A 22788-nucleotide genomic window follows, 5' to 3' on the forward strand; every position below is an offset into this window, starting at 1 on the left:
ATGTGAATCAATGTGTAAAGATGAAGGGGGAGATCGATGATGAACCGTTATCCGGCTCAGTCATCAAGAAAATTATTTACACTGATTACGATTGCTTTGTTTGGGACCATTTCCATGGTCCTGATGCTGCTGAACTTTCCGTTGCCGCTGCTTCCGCAGTACTTGAAAGTGGATTTCAGTGATGTACCTGCATTGCTTGCAGGCATCATGTTTACACCCGCAGCAGGCATCCTTGTTGAAGCGTTAAAAAATGGTCTTTATTTTATATATACCGGTGCAGGAGACCCTGTAGGCGTAGTTGCAAATTTTGCAGCAGGTCTCTTATTTATCCTTCCGGTAACGATGATCTATCACAAATTCAAGAGTGTTAAATCGCTTGTATCAGGACTTGTGACGAGTTCTTTGATTATGGCGTTCGGTATGGGCGTGCTCAATTACTTCGTTATTCTACCAGCCTACAGCTGGTTCATGGGATGGGAAACGATGAGTGCCCAGGTGAAGTGGATTACGGTAGTGGCGGGGATTCTTCCTTTCAACGCTCTTAAAGGAATTATAGTAAGTGCGTTGTTCACGCTGCTCTTTGTACGTATGAAGCCTTGGATTGAACAGAAAAGTCCGCGTTCCTCATCTGCGGCGTAATGGGAAAGCCGGCGAGTTAATAACTCGCCGGTTCTTTTTATATTGAAAAGGAAAATGACATAGAGGAAAGAATGTCCTTCACTTATAGAAAAACATAGGATTTTTTTCAGGATGCTGGCTGGGATGTCAGGGTCGTTATCTATGAGCTGGAAAACCAGTGCGTTCTCCCATGTGTAAAACCATCGTAAAAGGAGAAAGTAAACATGCTCTTACTATTTGGAAAGAGGTGTTCATGGATGAAAAAAATCATGGGAGCTGCTTTGCTGGTGATGGTTACCTTAAGTGGCTGTGGAATGAACGGGAACGAGGATGGACCGGAGGATATCAATTATGAGCCTGCCCGTTATGAACGTACAGATAGGAATGAAATGCCGGAGGAACAGCGTTTCCGCAACAATCGGGAGCACCAGGACATCGATGAAATGAGACGGGATTATGAAAGGGATGTACGACAGAGCGGGGAACGGGATACGCCGTTCAATATGGACGAAGAAGAGCCGGATTTAGATGAAGAACCTTCCGAACAGCGTCGGGAGATGGATTGACAAAAAAAGGATGCCGTTTTAATGACGGCATCCTTTTTATCAGGCATCCTTTTCTATTTCCCGTTCTTCTTCAACGGTGTAGCGGGCGGTTGGAAGAGCTTCAAGTCTTTCGACAGGGATTGGATCCCCAGATTTCTCACTGACGCCGTAACGGCCTTCCTCGATTCGTTTCAGGGCGTCTTCCGCTTCCATGTGCTTCTCTCTTGCCTGTTCATAAAATGTGTGGCGTTTTTCCCGTTCGTGCTGATCTGTCCCAAGGTTTCCCGGGTGGTCCGCGACGCTGGAAATTTCCCCTGTCCGGTCATTCGGATAAAGCTCCTTGGCATCGTCCTCTTTGTACTTTTCCATTTCCTGTTCAGCTTCTTCTTTCATTTCTATGATCTGTTGTTTGAATTGTTGAATCTGCTTGTCTGATAACATGCTTCATGTCTCCTTCCTTTTTGTAAGGATGGCTTACTTTTTTAAAGGAACGACCCCGAGGGTGCATCTGGAAATGCAGAGCAGGGTGCCGGATTCATGTACGATGCGGATTTCCCAAACCATCGTTGTTTTACCAATATGGGAAGGGACTGCCGTCGCTGTCACGTATCCTTCTCTCGCGCTCTTCATATGATTGGCGTTGATTTCAATACCGAAGACCTGCTGCTCTTTGGCATCGATGTTTAAAAATCCGCCGATACTTGCTGCGCTTTCGGCAAGGGCGACGTTCGCACCACCGTGGAGGAATCCCATCGGCTGATGAGTGCGGGCATCCACTGGCATGCGCATTTCCACACGATCCGGTTCTGCTTTCATGACTTCCATCCCCAAGGCTTCCATCAACGTATTCTTCATCATCATTTCATTCATAGTCATCCCATCCTTTATGTAATATTCCCATTGATCCAATGGTCAAACCTATAGAAAAGAAGGATGGCTCTCCATCCTTCTTTCAGACAATTGTGTAATGTGTTTACGTCGTTTCCCTTTTATATCAAAGAGGGAAGTACAGTTGTATAAGCAGCGACAATCCGAGGAGGAATCCATACAGGGTATTCGTCTGCGCTGTTGCTTTCATAGCCGGCATCATTTCCAGGGGTTCTTTTTTTCCTATAAATCCCTGAATGGCCTTTCTGGCTTTTCCTAAACTAATGAGAGTCACCAGGGACCACCATGGCAGCAGGCCGATGATCATAAGGACAGCCGTCCAAAGATAAGCGATGGCAAAGAGAGTTGTCAAAAAGCGGATGGATCCTTTATGGCCGAAGAGGATCGCTAAAGTTTTCCTGCCGTTTTCGGCGTCGTTTTCCCTGTCGCGGATATTGTTGGCTAACAGGATGCAGCCGACGAAGATAGCGACGGGAACAGAAACGATCAGCACATCAGCGGTAAGCGTCATCGTTTGGATGTAGTAGCTGATCGCTATTATGATGGTGCCCATAAAGAAGCCTGCTGTCAGTTCACCGAGCGGTGTATAGGCGATGGGAAACGGTCCACCGGTGTAAAGGTAGCCGAACAACATGGATACAAGTCCGACAGCAGCCACCCACCAGCTGGAGGAGGCGCATATATAGACACCGAGCAGTCCGGCAGCAGCGAAAAAGCTGAGAGCCAGCAGCAATACCATCTGCGGCCGGATCCCGTCACGGACAATGGTCCCTCCGATGCCGACGGAGTTCTCATTATCCAGACCCCTGACATAATCGTAGTATTCGTTAAACATGTTCGTAGCCGCTTGAATGAGAATGGAAGCCAGCAGCATGGCTGCAAACAACCAGAAATCAAAGGACTGTTCGATGGCGGCCAGCATCGTCCCTACGAAAACGGGGACAAAAGCAGCCGTCAAAGTGTGGGGGCGGAGCAGTCTCCACCACACCTGAAAACCTTCACGTTCATTCAAGGAAGCTTTTATATTTTGGTTTTGTATGGAACTCATCGATGTTCTCTCCCTTGTCATTCTACAATTTTTATGATAACAATTTAAGTTTAGGGAAAGAGTCCCGGGGTGTCAATCATTCGGTGAAAATGCTCCTGGAAGGTAAGATTTCTTGAGTCAATAGAAAAAAGAGAATAAAATAGAGAGTGGTGCATGCAGTTACGCCTAACTGTGTAGTAAATATGGATTACTCAACGTCCCTTAAGGAATGGGAGGAATGAATATGCTTCATACGAAGGCCCCTCATATAGAAGAAATAGCAGGGGAAGCCCTTCAAAGAGCGCATCTTCTAGGGGAACCTCAATGTATAAGTATCGTTGAACATATAGATGATATGGATGCTTTTCAGTTTTTTCATACCGGTGAGGCGGTTGATCTTCACCGGACGTTCTGGCAGAGTGCGGATAATGACTTGACGATGGTCGGCATCGGACGGGCCAGCCAGCTTTACGCCGAACGTACTGATCGTTTTCAGGAAGTGCAGAGATTGTGGCAGAAGCTTATGGATAATGCTGTTGTCTATGACGATTATCAGAAGAAGGGAACGGGGTTGGCCGCTTTGGGGGGGTTCAGCTTTGATCCTGGAGAAGCGGATGAACGCCTGTGGGAAAGCTTCCCCGACAGTCAGATGACGATTCCGGCTTTTCTGCTTACGAAAGTGGACGGGGCTTCTTATTTAACGATGAATGTTCTCATTTTCCCCGAAGACCATTTGAAGCAGATGGTCCATCAGCTCTTGGAGCAGCGCGAAACGCTGCTTAAATCCGACACTTTTGAACCGTTATTTCCCGTAGTGACAAGCAGGAAGGAAATAGCGCCTGCCCAATGGAAGGAAACGGTGAAAAAAGCAACAGAAGATATCAGACACGGAAAAATCAGCAAAGTTGTCCTGGCCAGGGAACTTCGTCTAAAGTTTCAGGATGCTGTTCAGGCTGCTTCTGTGATCAAGGAGCTCGCTGATTCACAGCCGAACAGCTATATTTTCGCCTTTGAGAGCCAGGGGGATTATTTTGTCGGGGCTACTCCTGAGCGGCTTGCCAAGCTTGAAAACCGCCGGCTTGTATCTACCTGTCTGGCAGGAACAATACCGCGGGGAGCTACGTCTGAAGAGGACGAAGCACTCGGGCTGGAACTGCTGAACGATTCAAAAAACCGCCAGGAACATCAATTTGTCGTAGATATGATTAAAGAGGCGGTGGAAGCCTGTTCCAGCGCTGTCTCGATCCCGGATGCTCCTGTGCTGTATCCGTTGAAGAATCTTCAGCACTTGTATACACCTGTAACGGCCGTACTGGATGAAGGGTATACGCTTCTGGACGTTGTTGAAAAACTTCACCCGACACCAGCTTTAGGCGGGATGCCACAGCAGGAAGCCGTTTCCTATATCCGTCAGTATGAACGGTTGAACAGAGGGTGGTATGCTGGTCCTGTGGGCTGGTTTGATGCGAAGAATAACGGTGAGTTTGCGGTGGCCATCCGCTCAGCGCTTATTCAACAGGATAAGGCGTCCTTATTTGCGGGCTGTGGAGTGGTGGAAGATTCCGACCCACAGGCGGAATATGAGGAAACCGCTGTTAAACTTAAGCCGATGCTGACAGTTTTAGGAGGCTTGTAATGGGACACGTGGAAGCTTTAACGAAGTATGTTACACATTTTGTCGACCAGCTCGCATTTTCAGGAGTGAGGCAGGTCGTTATTTCCCCAGGGTCCCGGTCTACGCCGCTGGCCCTGACATTTGCTGAGCATTCAGAGGTGAAACACTGGGTTCACCTTGATGAACGGTCAGCTGCTTTTTTTGCCCTGGGGATAGCCAGGCAGACCAAGGAGCCGGTAGCTCTTGTCTGTACGTCCGGCACAGCCGCCGCCAACTATTATCCGGCTGTTGTTGAAGCGTACTATAGTCGTGTTCCGCTAGTTGTTCTGACTGCGGACAGGCCGCATGAGCTCCGTGAAACCGGTGCTCCGCAGGCGATCAACCAGCTCCAGATGTACGGATATTACGTGAAATTTCATGCGGATTTGGCTCTGCCCGAGGAAAATAATTTCATATATGCAAGAAGGCAGGCGGCCAGAGCGGTAGATCAAGCTGTTTCCGGACAGCCGGGGCCTGTCCACTTGAATCTTCCGTTCAGGGAACCGCTTATTCCTGATTTTTCTCTCAAAGGGGCATGGCGTGGAGACACCCTGCCGGTTCCGGTTCCTGCTGCAGGGAAAAAACAACTGGATTCTCAGGCCGTTAGTGACCTGTTGGAGCAGCTCGGGCGTTCGGATAAAGGGTTGATCGTCGTAGGCCCTCAAATCGATGAGGAGCTCGCGGAAGCTGTCACGGACCTGGCTGCCCGCCTTGGCGTTCCGGTTTTTGCTGATCCTTTATCCCAGCTCAGGGCCGGAGATCACGATAAACGGCATGTCATTGAGAGTTATGGAGCTCTCCTGAAGTCTCCCTGGGTAAAAGAAACCATGAAGCCGGACTACATTCTTCGTTTTGGAGCGATGCCTGTATCTAAAACGTATTTAAAATGGGTCCAGCACCATAAGGATACCGTAGACCATGTCGTTGTCGATGATGAGCCGGGGTACAGGGAGCCGGCCGGTCTTGCTGTCCAGTATATCTGGGCAGAAGCCGTGGAACTCTGCCGGCAGTTAGCCGCTGAACTTCCTGAAGGAAATGTTCAGACAACGTGGCTTGCAGAGTGGCAGCAGATGAACACGATCGCCAAAACCGAAATGATGAAAGATCCGTCCGCAGCCTTGAATGAAGGTCATGCAGTGGCTTATCTCGCCGAGGCTCTTCCTGATCAGTCCACCTTTTTTATTGGAAACAGCATGCCGATCCGGGATGTTGACAGCTTTTTCATGTCGACACCGAAGCGGGTGACCATGATGGCCAATCGGGGAGCCAACGGAATTGACGGTGTCATTAGTACAGCGCTCGGTACAGCCGCGGCCGGTCAGAAAACGACTCTGCTGCTTGGGGATATTTCCTTCTTCCACGATATGAACGGTCTATGGATGGCGAAAAGTCAGGGCCTTCCTTTGACCATCGTTGTCATTAACAATGATGGGGGAGGCATTTTCTCTTACCTGCCCCAGTCCAAGGATCCGAAGCATTTTGAAGAGCTCTTTGGTACGCCGCTTGGACTTGATTTGAAGCCGGCGGTTGAAATGTATGGCGGCCGTCACATGTGTGTGCAGACATGGGAAGAGTATCGGCATGCGGTTGCTGAAAGCGCATCGTCTCAGCAGTTGACGGTGATTGAAGCAATGGTCAGCCGTGATGACCATGTCGACTTTCATAATACCCGGTGGAATGATGTTCATGACGCAGTGATCCGTTGGAGGGAAAACGATGAACAGTAATATAAACGGCCGCCAATACGGCGTGGAGCGGACAGGAAGAGGGGAGCCTCTCCTTCTCCTCCACGGATTTACCGGTACGTCAGGGACCTTTGACGAGGTATTGTCGTACGTAACAGGATCTTATGATATCGTTAAAGTCGACCTGCCCGGCCATGGGAACACCGGGCCGCTGGGTACGATTTCCATGGAGCGTTTCTGCAGGGATCTTCATGTACTACTGGATCGCTTGGAAATCGAACAGGTTCATCTGCTTGGCTATTCACTTGGAGGCCGGGCTGCGCTTTCCTTTGCTATGCTTTATCCGCATAAAGTGAAAAGTGTCCTGCTGGAAAGTGCTTCACCTGGTCTTGCTTCGACGGAAGAACAGCTGGCCAGACAGGCCAAAGATAAAGCGCTGGCTGATATGCTTCTTCGGGAAGGTCTGCATACTTTCGTTGATTACTGGGAGCAGATTCCGCTCTTCCATACCCAGGAAAGCCTCCCGGAAGAGAGGAAGCAGCAGATCCGGAGTGAGCGCCTCAGCCAGCAGAAGCAGGGTCTTGCGGAATCACTTTCGGGGATGGGGACAGGCCATCAACCGTCGTGGTGGGAACAGTTAACTACTTTAACCGTTCCAGTCTGGCTTATTACAGGGGTGGAGGATGAGAAGTTCCAAAACATCAACAAACAGATGTCTGAACTGCTTCCGCAAGTCCATTGGGAAGAGGTGGAAGGGGCCGGACATGCCGTACACCTTGAGAAACCGCGAATTTTTGCTAAAATTGTAGATAGCTTCATGTTAAAATAGTCAATGAAAGCGTTTTTCATGAGGGTATATAGATGAAACATAATGAAGGAGGAAATGATATGTCTTTTGATTGGATTCAAGATCGAGAGTACGAAGATATTATGTACGAGCGTTTCGAAGGAATTGCTAAAATAACGATAAATCGTCCGGAGGTCCGCAACGCGTTCCGCCCGCAGACGGTTTCCGAACTGATCGACGCATTTGCCTATGCTCGTGACGATTCCAGAATCGGTGTGATTGTTCTTGCAGGAGCCGGTGATGATGCGTTCTGTGCCGGAGGTGACCAGAAAGTACGTGGGCACGGTGGATATGTCGGCAACGACCAGATTCCACGCTTGAACGTCCTGGACCTACAACGTTTGATCCGTGTTATTCCTAAACCGGTCGTAGCTATGGTTTCCGGTTATGCTATTGGTGGGGGTCACGTCCTACATATTGTCTGTGACCTGACGATTGCTGCTGATAATGCGATCTTCGGCCAGACAGGACCGAAAGTCGGAAGCTTTGACGCCGGTTATGGCTCTGGTCTTCTTGCGCGTATCGTCGGCCATAAGAAAGCGCGGGAAATCTGGTACCTGTGCCGTCAATACAGTGCCAAAGAAGCGGAGGACATGGGCCTTGTCAACACGGTTGTTCCTTTGGAGGAGCTTGAAGCAGAAACGGTTCAATGGTGCCGTGAAATGCTGGATAAGTCCCCGACAGCCCTGCGTTTCTTGAAGGCTTCCTTCAACGCAGATACAGATGGTCTTGCTGGTCTGCAGCAAATGGGTGGAGACGCAACACTTCTTTACTACACAACAGATGAAGCAAAAGAAGGCCGCGACGCCTTTAAGGAAAAGAGAAAACCTGATTTCGATCAGTTCCCTCGTTTCCCTTAATAACTGGACATCATAAGTGAAGGGGCATTCCAAAGAAGGGAATGCCCCTTTTCCAATGAAGGAAAGGAGAGAACAATATGGGGGAAAAGATTCCTCACTGGCTGGATAAACAAGCCTTTTTAAATCCGGAAAAAACAGCACTGGAAACACCAGAAGGACACGTTTGGACATTTTCTGAGCTTCAGGAAAGAAGCCGGCAGATGGCTTATGATTTAAAACGTATGGGAGTGGAGGAAGGTGATCATATTGCTTTTCTTTCAGGAAACGATATTCATTTTCCTGTGTTCATCCATGCGGTCAGCTATATAGGAGCTGTTGTCGTTTTGCTGAATACAAGGCTGACAGCGCCCGAAATCTCCTATCAGCTTGAGGATGCCGATGTCTCCCGATTGTTTTTCGCAGTCTCCTTAACAGAGAAAGCATACCAAGCTGTGGAAGGTACAGGGGTGAAGGCTGTGGAATGTATAAATGAACCTTCCGTGACCAGAGAGGAAGGGGGATTGAAGAAAGAGATTGATTTTGATGCTCCCTATACGATGATGTACACATCCGGAACGACAGGAAATCCAAAGGCCGTGATTCACACCTACGGCAACCATTGGTATAGTGCAGCTGCTTCCGCTCTCAACCTTGGTTTGACGCCTGATGATAAGTGGCTCATCTGCCTGCCGCTTTTTCACGTCGGCGGTTTCTCTGTATTGATCAAGAGTGTGGTTTACGGAATGTCCGTGTACCTTATGGATAAATTCGATCAAGAGCAGGTCCATGAAGCTGTGATGGATAAGCATGTGACCCATGCGTCTGTCGTTACGGTGATGCTCCAGCATCTTGTCAAACGGGCGGGTTCATCCGGTTATCCGGATACGTTCCGCTGCATGCTGCTCGGGGGCGGTCCCGTTCCGAACGTGCTGTTAAAGAACTGCTCTCAAAAGGGAATCCCTGTTTTCCAGACCTATGGGATGACGGAAACCTCCTCACAAATTGCAACATTGAGCCCTGCTTCCGCTTTTGATAAGGCGGGATCGGCAGGAAAAGCATTGAGCCTTGCTCAGCTGTGGATCGACACTCCTGTCCCAGGGGAGATTGGAGAAATCATTGTCCAAGGTCCTATGGTGTCGAAAGGATATTATAACCGTCGGGCACGGCAGGAACCTTATATTCATACCGGAGATCTTGGGTATCAGGATGAGGACGGTTTTTTATACGTCGTCGACCGTGTGAAGGATATGATTATATCCGGTGGGGAAAATGTCTATCCTGCTGAAATAGAAAGCGTGCTTTCAGAAATCCCCGGTGTTAAAGAGGCTGGAGTTACGGGGCGTCCGGACGATCGATGGGGTGAAGTGCCGGCAGCTTTTCTTGTGGCGGAGAAAGAGACGATCAGGAATGAGGACATCTACCGTTATATTGGTGATAGGCTGGCGAAATATAAGCAGCCGGCTGATATTTACTGGGTTCAGGAACTGCCACGAAACGCCTCCAACAAATTACTGAGAAGGAAATTGTTTTCCCTGACAGAGGGCGGTGACCAATGAATATCGAGAGAATCATCCTCAAAAAGATTGAGCTGAAGATGAAACATCCCTTTCGTACAAAAAGGGGGAGTCTAACGTCACGTCCACTTATTATCGTTGAAGCTCACGATCGCTCAGGCTTGACCGGATACGGAGAAGTGACGGCATTTCCAGAGCCTTTTTATACGTATGAAACGACAGACACGGCATGGCATATCCTCAAGGATTTTCTTATCCCTCTATTCGCGGATAACCCGCTTTCCCACCCCGAGCAGTTTCAGGAAATCGCAGCTTCCGTGCATGGACACCCGATGGCTAAAGCAGGATTGGAAGGCGCTGTCTGGGATCTGTATGCCAAACAGAAGGAAACAAGCCTTTCCTCTTTGATCGGAGGAACGAGAAAGATGGTACAGGCGGGAGCTGTCCTCAGCCTGAGTGACCACCTTGAAGAGGATATTACTGATCTGCAGATGGAGGGCTTTGAAAGGTATAAGCTTAAAATCATCAAAGGGAAGGAACAGGAGATGATTGAATCGGTCCGGGCTGCTTCTCCGGATCTGCCCATCATGATCGACGGGAACGGGCAGTACGATGAAACGGATATGGAGAACTTGACCGCTTTGGATCGTTATGGCCTGCTGATGATTGAGCAGCCTTTCCGTTCCGGCGATTTTCACCTGCACCAGCAGCTTCAGAAACGAATGCAGACATCGATCTGCCTGGATGAATCGGTGACCTCTTATCAAGATGCTGTACAGGCGGTTGGATTGGGCAGCTGCCGGATCATCAATGTGAAAATCAGTCGTGTAGGAGGATTGGCAGCCGCCAAAAAAATCCATGATTTCTGTGCTGCATCGGGAGTGCCGGTGTGGTGCGGAGGTATGGTGGAATCGGGAATATCCAAAGCCCATAACCTTGCCCTTGCCTCGCTGCCTAATTTCACCATACCGGGAGACTTGTCCGGGTCGACACGTTATTTTGAAGCTGATATTGTAAAGCCTCCGTTGAAGGTGCAGAAAGGCGCCTTACCTGTGCCTCAAGGTCATGGGATCGGCATAGAAGTCGATGAGGAAAAGCTGGCAGAGGTGACGCAGCAGTCTTCCACCCACACCCTTTCCTAAATGGATTCATAACCTTCCCCTTCATGGTTCACACTAAGGGAAAGGAGGGTGAAGATGGGACGAGATCCGTATTACATTAACATCGGTACGCGGGAGATTTCGATAAATCATGATGCCAACAATGATGATTTTATTATCTACGCCACCCCTGAAGAAGTGACGGCTCTGCGTGAAGTTTTTGATGAGATTGCTCATGCAGACGTCCGGTCCTTTTACAGGGCTCATATTCCATTTATGCCTTACCATCAGGATCAGGATAACGATGATACCGATGCCGATATGCATAAGGCTTTCCAACAGATCTATGATCTGGGTGATGAAATGACGAAGAAGCATATTGAGGAAATGGGCGTATTGAAAAGTTGAGAGAAGGGCCGCTTCCCCTTTTGAAGCGGTTCTTTCCTACATAATAGGGGGATTTTGTGTCGGTACGGACCGGAAATCCTATAAGTGGAGAGGGACTGGTTTGTATTTGCGGCTGCTTATGGTACGATTTAAACAGGAAAGCGAACGTATAACAAGGATTAAAGGCAGTTGAAGAGACATGAAAACTTTTTATGATTTTTATCAAAATCCTGTCCGGTTATCCTTCGAGGATCACCCTTTTTCTGAAGAGCCAAAACATGTGTGGATCATCTGCCGCTTTCGTGATCAGTGGCTGTTAACCCGGCACAAAGACAGAGGGCTCGAATTCCCTGGTGGGAAAGTAGAAGAAGGGGAGACGGCGGAACAGGCAGCAGTAAGAGAAGTGAAAGAAGAAACAGGAGCCGATATTGATGATCTGACTTATCTTGGGCAGTATCATGTCGATGGAAAAGGCGGAACTGTCATCAAGAATGTCTATTTTGCTACAATATCTGAGCTGGCTGATCAAGATCATTATTTTGAAACGCATGGCCCTGTTCTTTTCCGGCACCTGCCGGGAAACTTGAAAAATAACGACCGGTTCAGCTTCATGATGAAGGATGAGGTTCTTCCGGAATGTTTAAAGCGGCTGGAACACCGCTGAACAGAAAAAAACCGCCGTTGGATAACGGCGGATTTTTTGTATTTAGTTTGTGTGGTGGGTCGGGCCGGCCTGCTTGATTTTATCACTGGCGTATGTGAACTTTTTGAAGTTGGCATGAAACTTCTCGGCAAGTTCCTTGGCACTCTCATCATAAGCGGCCGGATTGTTCCATGTTTTTCTCGGAAATAAGACTTCGTCCGGTACTCCCGGGCAGTGGGTCGGGATGTGAAGCCCGAACACAGGGTCTTTATAAGTTTCGGCAGAACTCAGTTCACCTTCCAGAGCTGCATGGATCATGGAACGTGTGTAACTCAGTTTGATACGCTCGCCTTCTCCGTAGGCTCCCCCTGACCAGCCTGTATTGACAAGAAAGACGTCCGTATTGAACTGGTCAATTTTCTCTCCGAGCATCTCTGCATATGCTGAGGGAGCAAGCGGAAGGAAAGGTGAACCGAAGCAGGCGGAGAAAGTAGCTTCCGGCTTGGTAATCCCTCTCTCTGTGCCAGCCAGTTTACTCGTATAGCCGCTTAGAAAATGGTACATCGCCTGTTCTTTTGTTAAACGGCTGATCGGTGGGAGGACTCCCGTGGCATCGGCTGTCAAGAAAATGATGGCATTTGGATGGCCGGCAATACTTGGCTGCACTGTATTATCAATGTGATCCAGTGGGTAGGCAGCCCGTGTATTTTCCGTCAGGCTCGTATCGTCATAATCCGGTGCGTGTGAATCCGGCTGAAGGACGACGTTTTCCAAAACGGATCCGAAATGAATGGCATCATAGATCTGCGGTTCTTTTTCTTTGGACAGGTTGATGCACTTGGCATAGCATCCTCCTTCAATGTTAAAGACACCGTAGGGGGACCAGGCGTGCTCATCGTCACCGATCAGGCGACGCTGAGGATCAGCGGACAGAGTCGTTTTTCCTGTGCCTGACAGACCGAAGAACAGAGCAACGTCGCCTTCTTTGCCGATGTTGGCCGAACAGTGCATCGGAAGGACGTTCTTTTCCGGAAGCAGGTAGTTCATGACGGAGAAGATGGACTTCTTGATTTCCCCTGCGTATTCTGTTCCTCCGATGAGGACAACGCGGTGTTTAAACGAAACCATTATGAACGCTTCGGAATTCGTGCCATCCACGTCAGGATCTGCTTTGAAGGTTGGAGCAGATATGACAGTGAACTCTGTGTCATGCTCCTCCAATTCGGATGCCTCCGGCCGGATGAACATTTGGCGGGCGAATAAATTGTGCCAGGCGAATTCTGTAAGTACCTGCATAGGAAGGCGGTAGCGCTCATCCGCTCCTGCAAATCCCTTAAAGACGAATAACTCCCTGCGGTCTTTCAAATAATCGAGCACTTTATGGTATAATTTCACAAACGTATCATCGTCAATAGGCTGGTTCACAGCACCCCATTCAACTTTATCTTCGGTTACGTCGTCGCGGACAATGAATTTGTCCTTTGGTGAGCGTCCCGTATAGGTACCGGTCGTAGCCTGAACAGCCCCTCTTTCCGTGAGTGTACCTTCATTGCGGTATAAGATCTTTTCCACTAAATGTGGAACAGATAATTGGTGGTGGACATGGTCCTGGGAAAGTAGAAGATTAAGTTCTGACAGTTGGTTTATTGTACTCATATGCATCGTCCCGCCTTTGCAGTTTAATAATGTGAGATTAGTATAACACATTTATTTTAATCGTCCATACTATTCAGTGGATTGTGGGAAAGTTTTCAATTCTGCCCTATTTCATGGCTGTTATTATCCTATGATGGTTTTATCAGAACGTTTATCCAGGATGAATTTGGATGGAAAGGGTTTTTCGAAACCCGATGAATCTAATTGACATTAAACACGCTTTTCGATACGATAGCTGAGAACGGAAACTCTCTTATCCAGAGTTGGTGGAGGGACAGGCCCTTTGAAACCCAGCAACCGTCCTCAGGGACATGGTGCTAACCTGAAGCAAGGAGTCAGCTCCTTGGACGATAAGAGCGAAAGGAAGCAGCCCCTTTCCTCGGTAATAGGAAGGGTTTTTTCTTTTTATATGAAGGAAATGTCCATGACCAGGCCTTGCCGCCTGTTTATTATTTCTGACTGAGAACGTGCACGAAAACGTTTTCGGATCCAGGGTGACACTCATGAAATGAACTTATGTTTTTCTACACATACTGGTAAAGAGTTCCGTCTAATACTTTGTACTTACAGAAGGAGGAGTTTTTAGAATGCCAGCGAACCGCCGGTTATTCACATCAGAATCCGTGACAGAAGGTCATCCGGACAAAATCTGTGACGCTATTTCTGATGCTATTTTAGATGAAATTTTAAAAAACGACCCGAATGCAAGGGTGGCATGTGAGACAACAGTAACTACGGGACTTGTCCTGGTTTCCGGTGAAATCAGTACGAATACCTATGTTGATATTCCATCAATCGTGCGCCAGACGATTAAAGATATTGGATATACACGAGCAAAATACGGCTTTGATGCAGATACATGTGCCGTTTTGACGGCTATTGATGAGCAGTCCCCGGATATTGCGGGTGGGGTGGATGTTGCGCTTGAATCCCGTGAAGGGAAAATGAGCGATGATGAAATAGAAGCCATCGGTGCTGGTGACCAGGGATTGATGTTCGGGTTTGCCAACAATGAAACACCTGAACTGATGCCGCTGCCTATTTCTCTTGCCCACAAACTCTCCAAGCGTCTTTCTGATGTCCGCAAAGACGGAACACTCGATTATCTTCGTCCTGATGGCAAGACGCAGGTAACGATTGAATATGATGAAAATGATCATCCGGTCCGCGTGGATACGATTGTTATTTCGACTCAGCACGCTGAAGAGGTCACGCTCGAACAGATCCAGAAGGATTTGAAAGAGCAGGTGATCGGGCCGGTTGTACCGGAAGGCTATATTGATGATGAAACCAAATACTTTATCAATCCGACCGGGCGTTTTGTAATCGGCGGTCCTCAAGGGGATGCCGGTTTAACAGGACGTAAGATCATCGTAGATACGTACGGTGGATATGCGCGTCACGGTGGTGGTGCCTTCAGTGGGAAGGATGCGACCAAAGTGGACCGTTCCGCTGCATACGCAGCTCGTTATGTTGCGAAAAACATCGTAGCCGCAGGTCTTGCGGATACGGTGGAAGTCCAGCTCGCCTATGCGATCGGGGTGGCCCAGCCGGTTTCCATTTCCATCAATACCAGCGGGTCCGGCAAAGTGTCGGAAGAAAAGCTGGTGGGCGCTGTGCGTGACTTGTTTGATCTCCGTCCTGCTGGAATCATTAAAATGCTCGATCTTCGTAAGCCTATTTACCGTGATACGTCTGCCTACGGCCACTTTGGCCGGACAGATGTTGAGTTTCCATGGGAACGAACGGATAAAGCGGAAGAGCTCAGCGGACGTTTTCAATAAAAAAAAGCTGTTTCCTTGTTGGAGGAAGCAGCTTTTTTTATTTTCATGACTGTACAAACGGAAGAGTACGTATTGGTCTTTCAATCTACGATACGGCCATCCCTTGTTCTTCCTGAGAGATTGTATCCATTTCCCTCCGCCTGTCTTCTATTCATGCAGGCATCCAGCTGAAAAGCGTTTCAGCCCCGAAGGTTCTTATAGTACTGCCCTTTTGCGACATACGATTTCCGGATCCGGTCCATTTCTTTGTAATCCTCTTCTGTTAAGGAACGGATCACCTTGGCCGGACGCCCGAAGGCCAGTGTATCCGGAGGGATTTCTTTTCCGGGCGGAACAAGGCTTCCTGCTCCGATAAAGGCCCGCTCCCCTATGACAGCGCCATCAAGAATCATGGATCCCATACCGATCAGAGCGTCGTGTTTAACGTGTGCAGAATGCAGGGTAACCTGATGCCCGACCGTAACGCCGTCTTCCAGTATGAGAGGCTGGTCAGGGCTTTGGTGCAGCATACTCAGATCCTGGACATTTGTGTTTTTACCGATATGTACCGATGAGACATCGCCGCGGATGACCGTCTTAAACCAGATGCTTGCGTTCTCTTCTATGACAACATCCCCGGTAATGACGGCATCTTCTGCTGTAAAAGCTGATGGGTGGATGAGAGGTTGTTTCCCTTTATATTCGCAAATCATACGAAGCCCCCTTATAATATGAATAACATCAGTATATCAAATGAAAAGAGGGATCGGCTGTGGAAAAACTGGAATCGACCCGTGATCGCGCAACGATCATTCTCGTCCATGGCGCTTTTGAGCATAAGGGAAGGTATAAGGAACTTGCCGATCGTTTCCGTCAGGACGGTTTTTCAGTGATTTATGGAGACCTGCCGGGACAGGGGTTGTCCGATGGGAAGAAAGGTCATATTCGTTCGTTTGGTGATTACGTTGAAACCATTCAAAGCTGGTATGAGCAGGCGGATCCGGATAAAAAGATATTCCTTCTCGGCCACAGCATGGGTGGACTGGCTGTGATTCGTTTTATGGAGGAAAAGCAGCCCCAGCTGGATGGTGTGATTTTGTCTTCTCCAGCTGTACAGATCCGGAATAAAACGACCCGGCCGCTGGAAGCTTTATCATATCTAATGAATGTTTTTACACCTTCGCTGCGTATGAAAGCGGGACAGAATCCCGAAAATGTAACTAGAAACCAAATCAAGGTTGAAGAATTCCGTCAGGATCCTCTTGTCATTGATAAAGTATCGGTGCGGTGGTACCGTGAGTTTCAAAAGGCGGGAAGCCGGGCGTTTCAACAAGTCAATCGTTTTCCTGATGTTCCTCTCTTAGTGATGCAGGCAGAGGAAGACCTTTTAGTGGATCCGGCACGCACGAAAGAATGGTTCAATCATGTTGATACCAGTGAAAAAAGTTATAAGCTGTGGCCGGGCCTTTATCATGAAATTTTCAATGAGCCGGAAAATGACCAGGTCTATCACTATACACAGTCTTTTTTGAGCAACATAATAAATGAACGTTAGGAGTGTCCACCCTTGAAGGAGTCCGTTCCAAGCAATGCTGTCCATCTGCTTTATGAAGTGTATCGGAATGTGTTTCCGCGAGTACATAAAGAGCTAGCCTATTGGAAAGAAGCTGCCTCCCGTATCCCTAATGAAGAATTAAGAGCACAGGCCGAGGCCAGTATTAAGGATAAAACCTTTCATTGCGAAGGTGGGGCGATTTATTCCGTGCTTTCCGGTGACCGCCCGGATCTTGCTGTCCGCTTTATTGTCGCTTATCAGACGATCAGTGATTATCTCGATAATTTATGTGACCGGAGCACCTCCATGGATCCTGATGATTTTGAAAGGCTCCACTTGTCGATGGCTGATGCATTAACCCCGGGAAATCCGTGCCGAGACTATTATAAATACAGGGAAGAAAAGGATGACGGCGGGTATCTTCATGAGCTTGTGAAAACCTGTCAGGATGTGCTGGGTCAGGCTGATAATTATCAGATTGTCCATGGGCGGGCACTGAAGCTTGGGCGTTTGTACTGCGACCTTCAGGTACATAAGCACGTGATCGAAGAGGAAAGGATTCCGAGACTACAGCAGTGGTTCGAACATCACCAGACCGACTGGCCGGAATTGAAATGGTATGAATTTTCCGCCTGCACCGGCTCCACCTTGGGCATTTTCTGCCTGGTTTCTTATGCGCTGGGGAACAAAATGGATGAGGATCTGGCCCGTAATGTGGAGGACAGTTATTTTCCGTTTATGCAGGGGCTTCATATTCTGCTTGACTATTATATTGATCAGGAAGAGGATGAACGGGAAGGAGATCTCAATTTCTGTTCCTATTATGACCATCAGGAACAGATGAAAGGGAGATTTGAATACTTTGTGCGCAGGACGGATGAAGAGGTTCAGAAGCTTCCGGACCGGGCCTTTCATCAAATGATCCATAAAGGCCTTGTTGGGATGTATCTGGCTGACAGGAAAGTCGGGCGGTTGTCCAATGCAAAGAGCTTTGTAAAGGATATGCTGAAAATCAGCGGCCGGAAGACGGCTTTCTTTTATTTCAATACGAAAATGTACCATAAATTAAAGCCCGGCAGGGGTTAAAACTGCCAGGCTTGTTTTATACGTTTTTCTCGATGGCGATAATAAAGGGAGGGGTCCGATCCTTGTTGATGAAGCTGTAGTTGAGAACTTCATAGTTCTTATGGTCCAGTGAGGAGACATAACGGAGGACGGCTTCCTTTTCCTCTTTTCCTCCCGGGTGTCCGTGATAGACGACGAGGACGACAAGGCCTCCTTTTTTTAAGGATTTCAAGACGTTTTGGATGGACGTAATGGTGTCATTCGGCTTTGTGATGATGCTTTTATCACTGCCCGGCAGATATCCAAGATTGTAGATAGCCGCCTGGATCATGCCTTTATGCTCCTCCTGCAGGTGCTTCTCAATGTGCGTATGAGAGTCATGAATGACCGTGGCCCTTTCCAGTACTTCGTGCTCTTTCAAACGTGCCCTGGTATTTTCAACGGCCTGTTCCTGGATATCAAAAGCATAGACGTGACCATCGTTTCCGACGAGGTTGGATAAGAATAAGGTGTCATGGCCGTTGCCGCACGTCCCGTCAATGACAGCGCCGCCTTCATGAACAGCCTTTTTCATAAGAGCGTGAGCCTGCTCCAGTATTTTATTTAAAATCATGCTGTGCCTCCAAACAATAGATTTCACCTTATTGTAGCATGAATGGCTGGGTGATAAGAGGAGCGCTTGACAAAGGCCTGCCCTTTCATTAAGATACGAATATATATGATGACGTTGAAAAGGAGTAGTAAGGTTCTGATTAAGTACCAGAGAGGCAGCGGCTGGTGGAAGCTGTCCTTAATTGTCCTGAACTCGCCTTGGATGTCGCAGAAGTGAACGAAGAGTAGTTTCTGCCGGTTTCATCGCCGTTACAGATGTCGAGTTGAACACATAAGTTGTGTTAATTTGGGTGGTACCGCGGGAATCAAGCCTCTCGTCCCATTTGGGATGAGGGGCTTTTTTATATTTTATTCGAGAGAGATAAAGGAGGAAATGAAGTGGCTTTTGATCATAAAACGATAGAGAAAAAGTGGCAGAATCATTGGTTGAACGAAAAAACGTTCAAAACAGACAGTCATTCAGACAAACAGAAATTTTACGCATTGGATATGTTCCCGTATCCGTCCGGAGCAGGTCTGCACGTCGGGCACCCGGAAGGTTACACGGCAACAGACATCCTTTCCCGTATGAAGCGGATGCAGGGATATGAAGTTCTACATCCGATCGGCTGGGATGCCTTTGGTCTTCCGGCGGAACAGTATGCACTGGATACAGGAAATGATCCGGAAGAATTCACAAAGCAGAATATTGATAACTTCCGTCGTCAAATCCAGGAGCTGGGTTTTTCCTATGACTGGGATCGTGAAGTCAATACAACAGACCCCGATTACTACAAGTGGACACAGTGGATCTTCCTGAAGCTTTATGAAAAAGGGCTCGCCTATATCGATGAAGTCGCTGTAAACTGGTGCCCTGCCCTGGGTACGGTTCTGGCCAATGAAGAAGTCATTGATGGAAAGAGTGAGCGTGGAGGTCACCCTGTTGAGCGCCGTCCGATGAAACAATGGATGCTTAAAATCACGGCTTATGCGGATCGTCTTCTGGATGATCTGGAAGAGCTGGACTGGCCGGAAAGCATTAAAGATATGCAGCGCAACTGGATCGGTAAATCCGAAGGGGCGGAAGTCACCTTTGCGCTGGACGGTACAGAGCTTACCTTTGATGTATTTACAACGCGTCCGGATACATTGTTCGGGGCCACTTACGCGGTTCTTGCACCTGAGCACCCATTAGTCGATGAAATCGTAACAAGTGAACAAAAAGAAGCAGTAGGCACTTATATTGAAAAAGCGAAAAACAAAAGCGACCTTGAGCGGACAGATTTAGCGAAGGATAAAACCGGAGTATTTACCGGAGCCTATGCCGTCAACCCGATCAACGGTGAAAAACTTCCGGTATGGGTGGCGGACTACGTGCTTATGAGCTATGGAAGTGGAGCAATCATGGCGGTCCCGGCTCATGATGAGCGGGATTATGAATTCGCCCAGGCTTTCGGTCTGCCTATCATCCCCGTTGTTGAAGGCGGGAATGTAGAGGAAGCGGCTTATACAGAAGACGGACTCCACATCAATTCCGACTTCCTTGACGGCCTCCAAAAAGAAGAAGCCATCCAAAAAGCCATACAATGGCTGGAGGATAACAGCCGGGGACAGAAACAAACGACATACCGTCTGCGTGACTGGTTGTTCAGCCGCCAGCGTTACTGGGGAGAGCCGATTCCTGTCATCCACTGGGAAGACGGATCCATCACACCGGTAAAAGAAGCGGATCTTCCTATTGAACTGCCGAAAACAACAGAAATCAAACCATCAGGGACCGGGGAGTCACCGCTGGCTAATATTGATGACTGGGTAAACGTTGTGGACCCTGAAACAGGGATGAAGGGCCGCAGAGAAACAAACACCATGCCGCAGTGGGCCGGAAGCTGCTGGTATTATCTTCGTTATATTGATCCGGCTAATTCAGAAACATTTGCAGATTATGAAGCCTTGAAGAAGTGGCTTCCTGTCGACGTATATATCGGTGGGGCTGAACATGCCGTTCTTCACCTTCTTTATGCCCGTTTCTGGCACAAGGTTCTATATGATGCAGGTGTCGTTCCAACAAAAGAACCATTCCAAAAACTGTTCAACCAGGGGATGATTCTCGGAGAGAATAACGAGAAAATGAGTAAATCCAAAGGGAACGTCGTGAACCCTGATGATATCGTCTATTCACACGGGGCCGATACCCTGCGCCTTTATGAAATGTTCATGGGCCCATTGGAAGCATCTATTGCCTGGTCGACAAACGGTCTTGACGGCGCCCGTCGTTTCCTTGATCGTGTATGGAGGTTGTTCATGCCGGATGGTGAGCTGTCAAGCTCAATTCAACCGGAACAATCCGGCCATCCCTTGGAGAAGGTCTACCATGAGACGGTGAAAAAAGTGACGGAAAACTTTGAGGAACTGCGTTTCAATACAGGCATTTCACAGATGATGGTCTTCATTAATGAAGCCTATAAGGCCGATACGATTCCAAAAGCCTATGCGGAAGGATTTGTACAGCTGCTTTCCCCTGTTGCTCCTCACGTTGCAGAAGAACTATGGGAAAAGCTTGGACATGAGGAAACCATCACTTATCAACCTTGGCCTTCTTTCGATGAATCCAAACTTGTCGAAGATGAGGTAGAGATTGTCGTTCAGGTCATGGGTAAAGTAAGAGCGAAAATGATGGTGCCTGTGGAGGCCTCCAAAGAGGATCTTGAAAAGCAGGCGCTGGAAAATGAGGACGTTCAGGAATGGCTGAACGGAAAAACGGTTCGAAAAGTCATTGCAGTCCCTGGAAAACTTGTGAATATTGTAGCCAACTGATCGTTTTAGAAAGAGTGCCGCTGGGTAAATTGCCTGTGGCACTCTTTTTATGCAGGAAACCACCTCTTGAACAGATGTCTTGACTTTGAAATATGATGAATTAAAATGAACATGGATCAATACAATTGGAGGGGTTATCGTGAACGAAATTAAAGAAATAACACCACAGGAAGTCGAAAACAAACTGGACAATAATGAAGATATTAAAGTCATAGATGTGAGGGAAGATGATGAAGTGGCTCAAGGTATGATTCCTGGTGCCAGACACATTAAACTAAGCGACATCCCGCAGTCTGTAGATCAGCTTCCAAAAGATGAATCCTATGTGATGGTCTGCCGCTCCGGCCGCAGAAGCATGAACGCATCAGAATTTATGAAGGAAAAGGGCTTCTCCAATGTATCGAATATGGAAGGCGGCATGTTGAAATGGGACGGAGAACTCGTCTTTTAATCCTGAAAGGGTTGTGAGATCAATGGAATTCGTATATGGATCGGCCATAATAATATTCCTGACCACCTTGTTCTACTATAATCGGAGATCATCTCTGAAGTCTTATTTCGAACAGTCTTATTCAGGGGATAACGTCTGTGTGATTGATATCAGGGATTACATCATCGCCCACCGCTCCCCCTATCCTGGAGCCGAGAACATTCCATTGAATTATTTGCCCCGGGCTTTAAAGGAACGGTTTGACTGCACAAAAGATATCTTAGTCATTTCCGACAATAAACGGGCCGCTCGGATGGCCGCACGTATCATCAGAAAGAAAAAAAGAAAGGCCGTCTATTACTTGCAGCCTGAATGAGCCTCTTCGACTATAGAAGAGGCTCATTTTTTTAATTGTCCGGATCATATCCATATAAGAAAACCATGATAGTAGCAGAATATAAAAAGTTGATAAAGATATCTATCATTCTATTGACGTAACGGTGTGAAACATGTAATATAGTAAACGTTGCTTCAGAGAAAGTAACAGCAACATAAAACTTTCAACAAAATCTAGTAAATGCTATTGACGAAATAAGAGTAGTTGTGCTAGAATTTGATTACTGTCGCACAAGGCAGTATTTGATCTTTGAAAACTGAACGAACCAACCAGTACGTCAAAACATTTCTTCTTTAATGAAGAAATTTGAAACAAAGCACATTCGGTGTGCAAATGAGCAAGTCAAACTACTTTTATGGAGAGTTTGATCCTGGCTCAGGACGAACGCTGGCGGCGTGCCTAATACATGCAAGTCGAGCGCGGGAAGCGAGTGGATCCCTTCGGGGTGAAGCTCGTGGAACGAGCGGCGGACGGGTGAGTAACACGTGGGCAACCTGCCTGTAAGATCGGAATAACCCCGGGAAACCGGGGCTAATGCCGGGTAATACTTTTCTTCGCATGAAGATAAGTTGAAAGATGGCTTCTCGCTATCACTTACAGATGGGCCCGCGGCGCATTAGCTAGTTGGTGAGGTAACGGCTCACCAAGGCAACGATGCGTAGCCGACCTGAGAGGGTGATCGGCCACACTGGGACTGAGACACGGCCCAGACTCCTACGGGAGGCAGCAGTAGGGAATCTTCCGCAATGGACGAAAGTCTGACGGAGCAA

At 48.0% G+C, this 22788-nt stretch carries 22 protein-coding genes, 1 rRNA gene, 1 riboswitch and 1 other annotated feature; of the genes, 17 read left to right on the forward strand and 6 right to left on the reverse strand.

The genetic code is table 11. The features are described 5' to 3' along the window. Positions 1-36 precede the first annotated feature (36 nt). Together H615_RS0118130 and H615_RS0118135 are read left to right on the forward strand one after the other, a co-directional pair. Complete coding sequence (locus H615_RS0118130) at positions 37-639, forward strand: ECF transporter S component (protein ID WP_027956467.1); 603 nt, start codon at positions 37-39, stop codon at positions 637-639. Between the two features lie 236 nt (positions 640-875). Further along, entirely contained in the window at positions 876-1184 is a 309-nt protein-coding gene (locus H615_RS0118135) for a hypothetical protein (protein WP_027956468.1), read from the forward strand. Positions 1185-1223: 39 nt separating this feature from the next. On the opposite strand, the gene H615_RS0118140 is transcribed toward H615_RS0118135, so the two are convergent. The 3 genes from H615_RS0118140 to H615_RS0118150 all read right to left on the reverse strand — a co-directional run bounded on the left by H615_RS0118140 (position 1224) and on the right by H615_RS0118150 (position 3099). Beyond that, a complete protein-coding gene (locus tag H615_RS0118140) occupies positions 1224-1604 on the reverse strand; it encodes a TraR/DksA C4-type zinc finger protein (RefSeq protein WP_027956469.1) in 381 nt (126 codons plus the stop codon). A gap of 33 nt (positions 1605-1637) precedes the next feature. Continuing rightward, on the reverse strand, positions 1638-2024 hold the full coding sequence (locus H615_RS0118145) for a hotdog fold thioesterase (protein WP_169516225.1): 387 nt from the start codon (positions 2022-2024) through the stop codon (positions 1638-1640). 133 nt (positions 2025-2157) lie between these two features. Next, positions 2158-3099 carry a 1,4-dihydroxy-2-naphthoate polyprenyltransferase gene (locus tag H615_RS0118150; RefSeq protein ID WP_027956471.1) on the reverse strand — a complete coding sequence of 314 codons (942 nt, stop codon included), beginning with the start codon at positions 3097-3099 and terminating at the stop codon, positions 2158-2160. 223 nt (positions 3100-3322) lie between these two features. Between H615_RS0118150 and H615_RS0118155 the strand changes: the two genes are divergently transcribed. From H615_RS0118155 to ytkD, 8 genes are all read left to right on the forward strand, one after another. Beyond that, the gene (locus H615_RS0118155; RefSeq protein WP_027956472.1) at positions 3323-4714 is read left to right on the forward strand and encodes an isochorismate synthase; all 1392 of its coding nucleotides are present in this window, start codon (positions 3323-3325) and stop codon (positions 4712-4714) included. Next, on the forward strand, positions 4714-6459 hold the full coding sequence (gene menD, locus H615_RS0118160) for a 2-succinyl-5-enolpyruvyl-6-hydroxy-3-cyclohexene-1-carboxylic-acid synthase (RefSeq protein WP_027956473.1): 1746 nt from the start codon (positions 4714-4716) through the stop codon (positions 6457-6459). Before H615_RS0118155 ends, menD begins: the two co-directional genes overlap by 1 nt. Beyond that, positions 6449-7246 (forward strand): 2-succinyl-6-hydroxy-2,4-cyclohexadiene-1-carboxylate synthase, encoded by a 798-nt coding sequence (gene menH / locus H615_RS0118165; RefSeq protein ID WP_027956474.1) that lies wholly within the window; start codon positions 6449-6451, stop codon positions 7244-7246. The genes menD and menH overlap by 11 nt, the downstream gene beginning before the upstream one ends. Before the next feature lie 59 nt (positions 7247-7305). Beyond that, on the forward strand, positions 7306-8124 hold the full coding sequence (gene menB, locus H615_RS0118170; RefSeq protein ID WP_027956475.1) for a 1,4-dihydroxy-2-naphthoyl-CoA synthase: 819 nt from the start codon (positions 7306-7308) through the stop codon (positions 8122-8124). Positions 8125-8201: 77 nt separating this feature from the next. Then, positions 8202-9659, forward strand: coding sequence for an o-succinylbenzoate--CoA ligase (locus H615_RS0118175; RefSeq protein WP_027956476.1), 1458 nt, complete (start codon positions 8202-8204; stop codon positions 9657-9659). Further along, positions 9656-10759 (forward strand): o-succinylbenzoate synthase, encoded by a 1104-nt coding sequence (menC, locus tag H615_RS0118180; protein WP_027956477.1) that lies wholly within the window; start codon positions 9656-9658, stop codon positions 10757-10759. The genes H615_RS0118175 and menC overlap by 4 nt, the downstream gene beginning before the upstream one ends. 54 nt (positions 10760-10813) lie before the next feature. Further along, on the forward strand, positions 10814-11125 hold the full coding sequence (locus tag H615_RS0118185; protein WP_027956478.1) for a hypothetical protein: 312 nt from the start codon (positions 10814-10816) through the stop codon (positions 11123-11125). Between the two features lie 178 nt (positions 11126-11303). Beyond that, on the forward strand, positions 11304-11768 hold the full coding sequence (gene ytkD, locus H615_RS0118190; protein WP_027956479.1) for an RNA deprotection pyrophosphohydrolase: 465 nt from the start codon (positions 11304-11306) through the stop codon (positions 11766-11768). 42 nt (positions 11769-11810) lie between these two features. Here ytkD and pckA read toward each other — a convergent pair whose 3' ends face one another. Beyond that, a complete protein-coding gene (gene pckA, locus H615_RS0118195; protein WP_027956480.1) occupies positions 11811-13403 on the reverse strand; it encodes a phosphoenolpyruvate carboxykinase (ATP) in 1593 nt (530 codons plus the stop codon). A gap of 250 nt (positions 13404-13653) precedes the next feature. Beyond that, a riboswitch (SAM riboswitch) is annotated at positions 13654-13760 on the forward strand. Positions 13761-13990: 230 nt separating this feature from the next. On the opposite strand from pckA, the gene metK reads away from it, so the two are divergent. Beyond that, positions 13991-15187 carry a methionine adenosyltransferase gene (metK, locus tag H615_RS0118200; protein WP_027956481.1) on the forward strand — a complete coding sequence of 399 codons (1197 nt, stop codon included), beginning with the start codon at positions 13991-13993 and terminating at the stop codon, positions 15185-15187. Between the two features lie 179 nt (positions 15188-15366). Here metK and H615_RS0118205 read toward each other — a convergent pair whose 3' ends face one another. Then, the gene (locus H615_RS0118205) at positions 15367-15879 is read right to left on the reverse strand and encodes a gamma carbonic anhydrase (protein WP_027956482.1); all 513 of its coding nucleotides are present in this window, start codon (positions 15877-15879) and stop codon (positions 15367-15369) included. Between the two features lie 59 nt (positions 15880-15938). Between H615_RS0118205 and H615_RS0118210 the strand changes: the two genes are divergently transcribed. Then, entirely contained in the window at positions 15939-16721 is a 783-nt protein-coding gene (locus tag H615_RS0118210) for an alpha/beta hydrolase (RefSeq protein ID WP_027956483.1), read from the forward strand. A gap of 12 nt (positions 16722-16733) precedes the next feature. Continuing rightward, positions 16734-17807 carry a tetraprenyl-beta-curcumene synthase family protein gene (locus H615_RS0118215; protein WP_027956484.1) on the forward strand — a complete coding sequence of 358 codons (1074 nt, stop codon included), beginning with the start codon at positions 16734-16736 and terminating at the stop codon, positions 17805-17807. A 16-nt stretch (positions 17808-17823) separates the two neighbouring features. Here H615_RS0118215 and mnmM read toward each other — a convergent pair whose 3' ends face one another. Continuing rightward, the gene (gene mnmM, locus H615_RS0118220) at positions 17824-18399 is read right to left on the reverse strand and encodes a tRNA 5-(aminomethyl)-2-thiouridylate-methyltransferase MnmM (RefSeq protein WP_027956485.1); all 576 of its coding nucleotides are present in this window, start codon (positions 18397-18399) and stop codon (positions 17824-17826) included. Positions 18400-18504: 105 nt separating this feature from the next. Next, positions 18505-18723 (forward strand) — a binding site (T-box leader). 53 nt (positions 18724-18776) lie between these two features. On the opposite strand from mnmM, the gene leuS reads away from it, so the two are divergent. The 4 genes from leuS to H615_RS0118240 form a co-directional block, all read left to right on the forward strand. Further along, positions 18777-21191, forward strand: coding sequence for a leucine--tRNA ligase (gene leuS / locus H615_RS0118225; RefSeq protein ID WP_027956486.1), 2415 nt, complete (start codon positions 18777-18779; stop codon positions 21189-21191). A gap of 139 nt (positions 21192-21330) precedes the next feature. Then, the gene (locus tag H615_RS0118230) at positions 21331-21642 is read left to right on the forward strand and encodes a rhodanese-like domain-containing protein (protein ID WP_027956487.1); all 312 of its coding nucleotides are present in this window, start codon (positions 21331-21333) and stop codon (positions 21640-21642) included. Positions 21643-21781: 139 nt separating this feature from the next. Continuing rightward, positions 21782-21997 (forward strand): rhodanese-like domain-containing protein, encoded by a 216-nt coding sequence (locus H615_RS22735; RefSeq protein WP_242520310.1) that lies wholly within the window; start codon positions 21782-21784, stop codon positions 21995-21997. 373 nt (positions 21998-22370) lie between these two features. Next, positions 22371-22788 (forward strand): 16S ribosomal RNA (locus H615_RS0118240); the annotation flags it as partial.

Source organism: Halobacillus kuroshimensis DSM 18393 (genome assembly GCF_000425705.1).
GTDB classification, from domain to species: domain Bacteria; phylum Bacillota; class Bacilli; order Bacillales; family Halobacillaceae; genus Halobacillus; species Halobacillus kuroshimensis.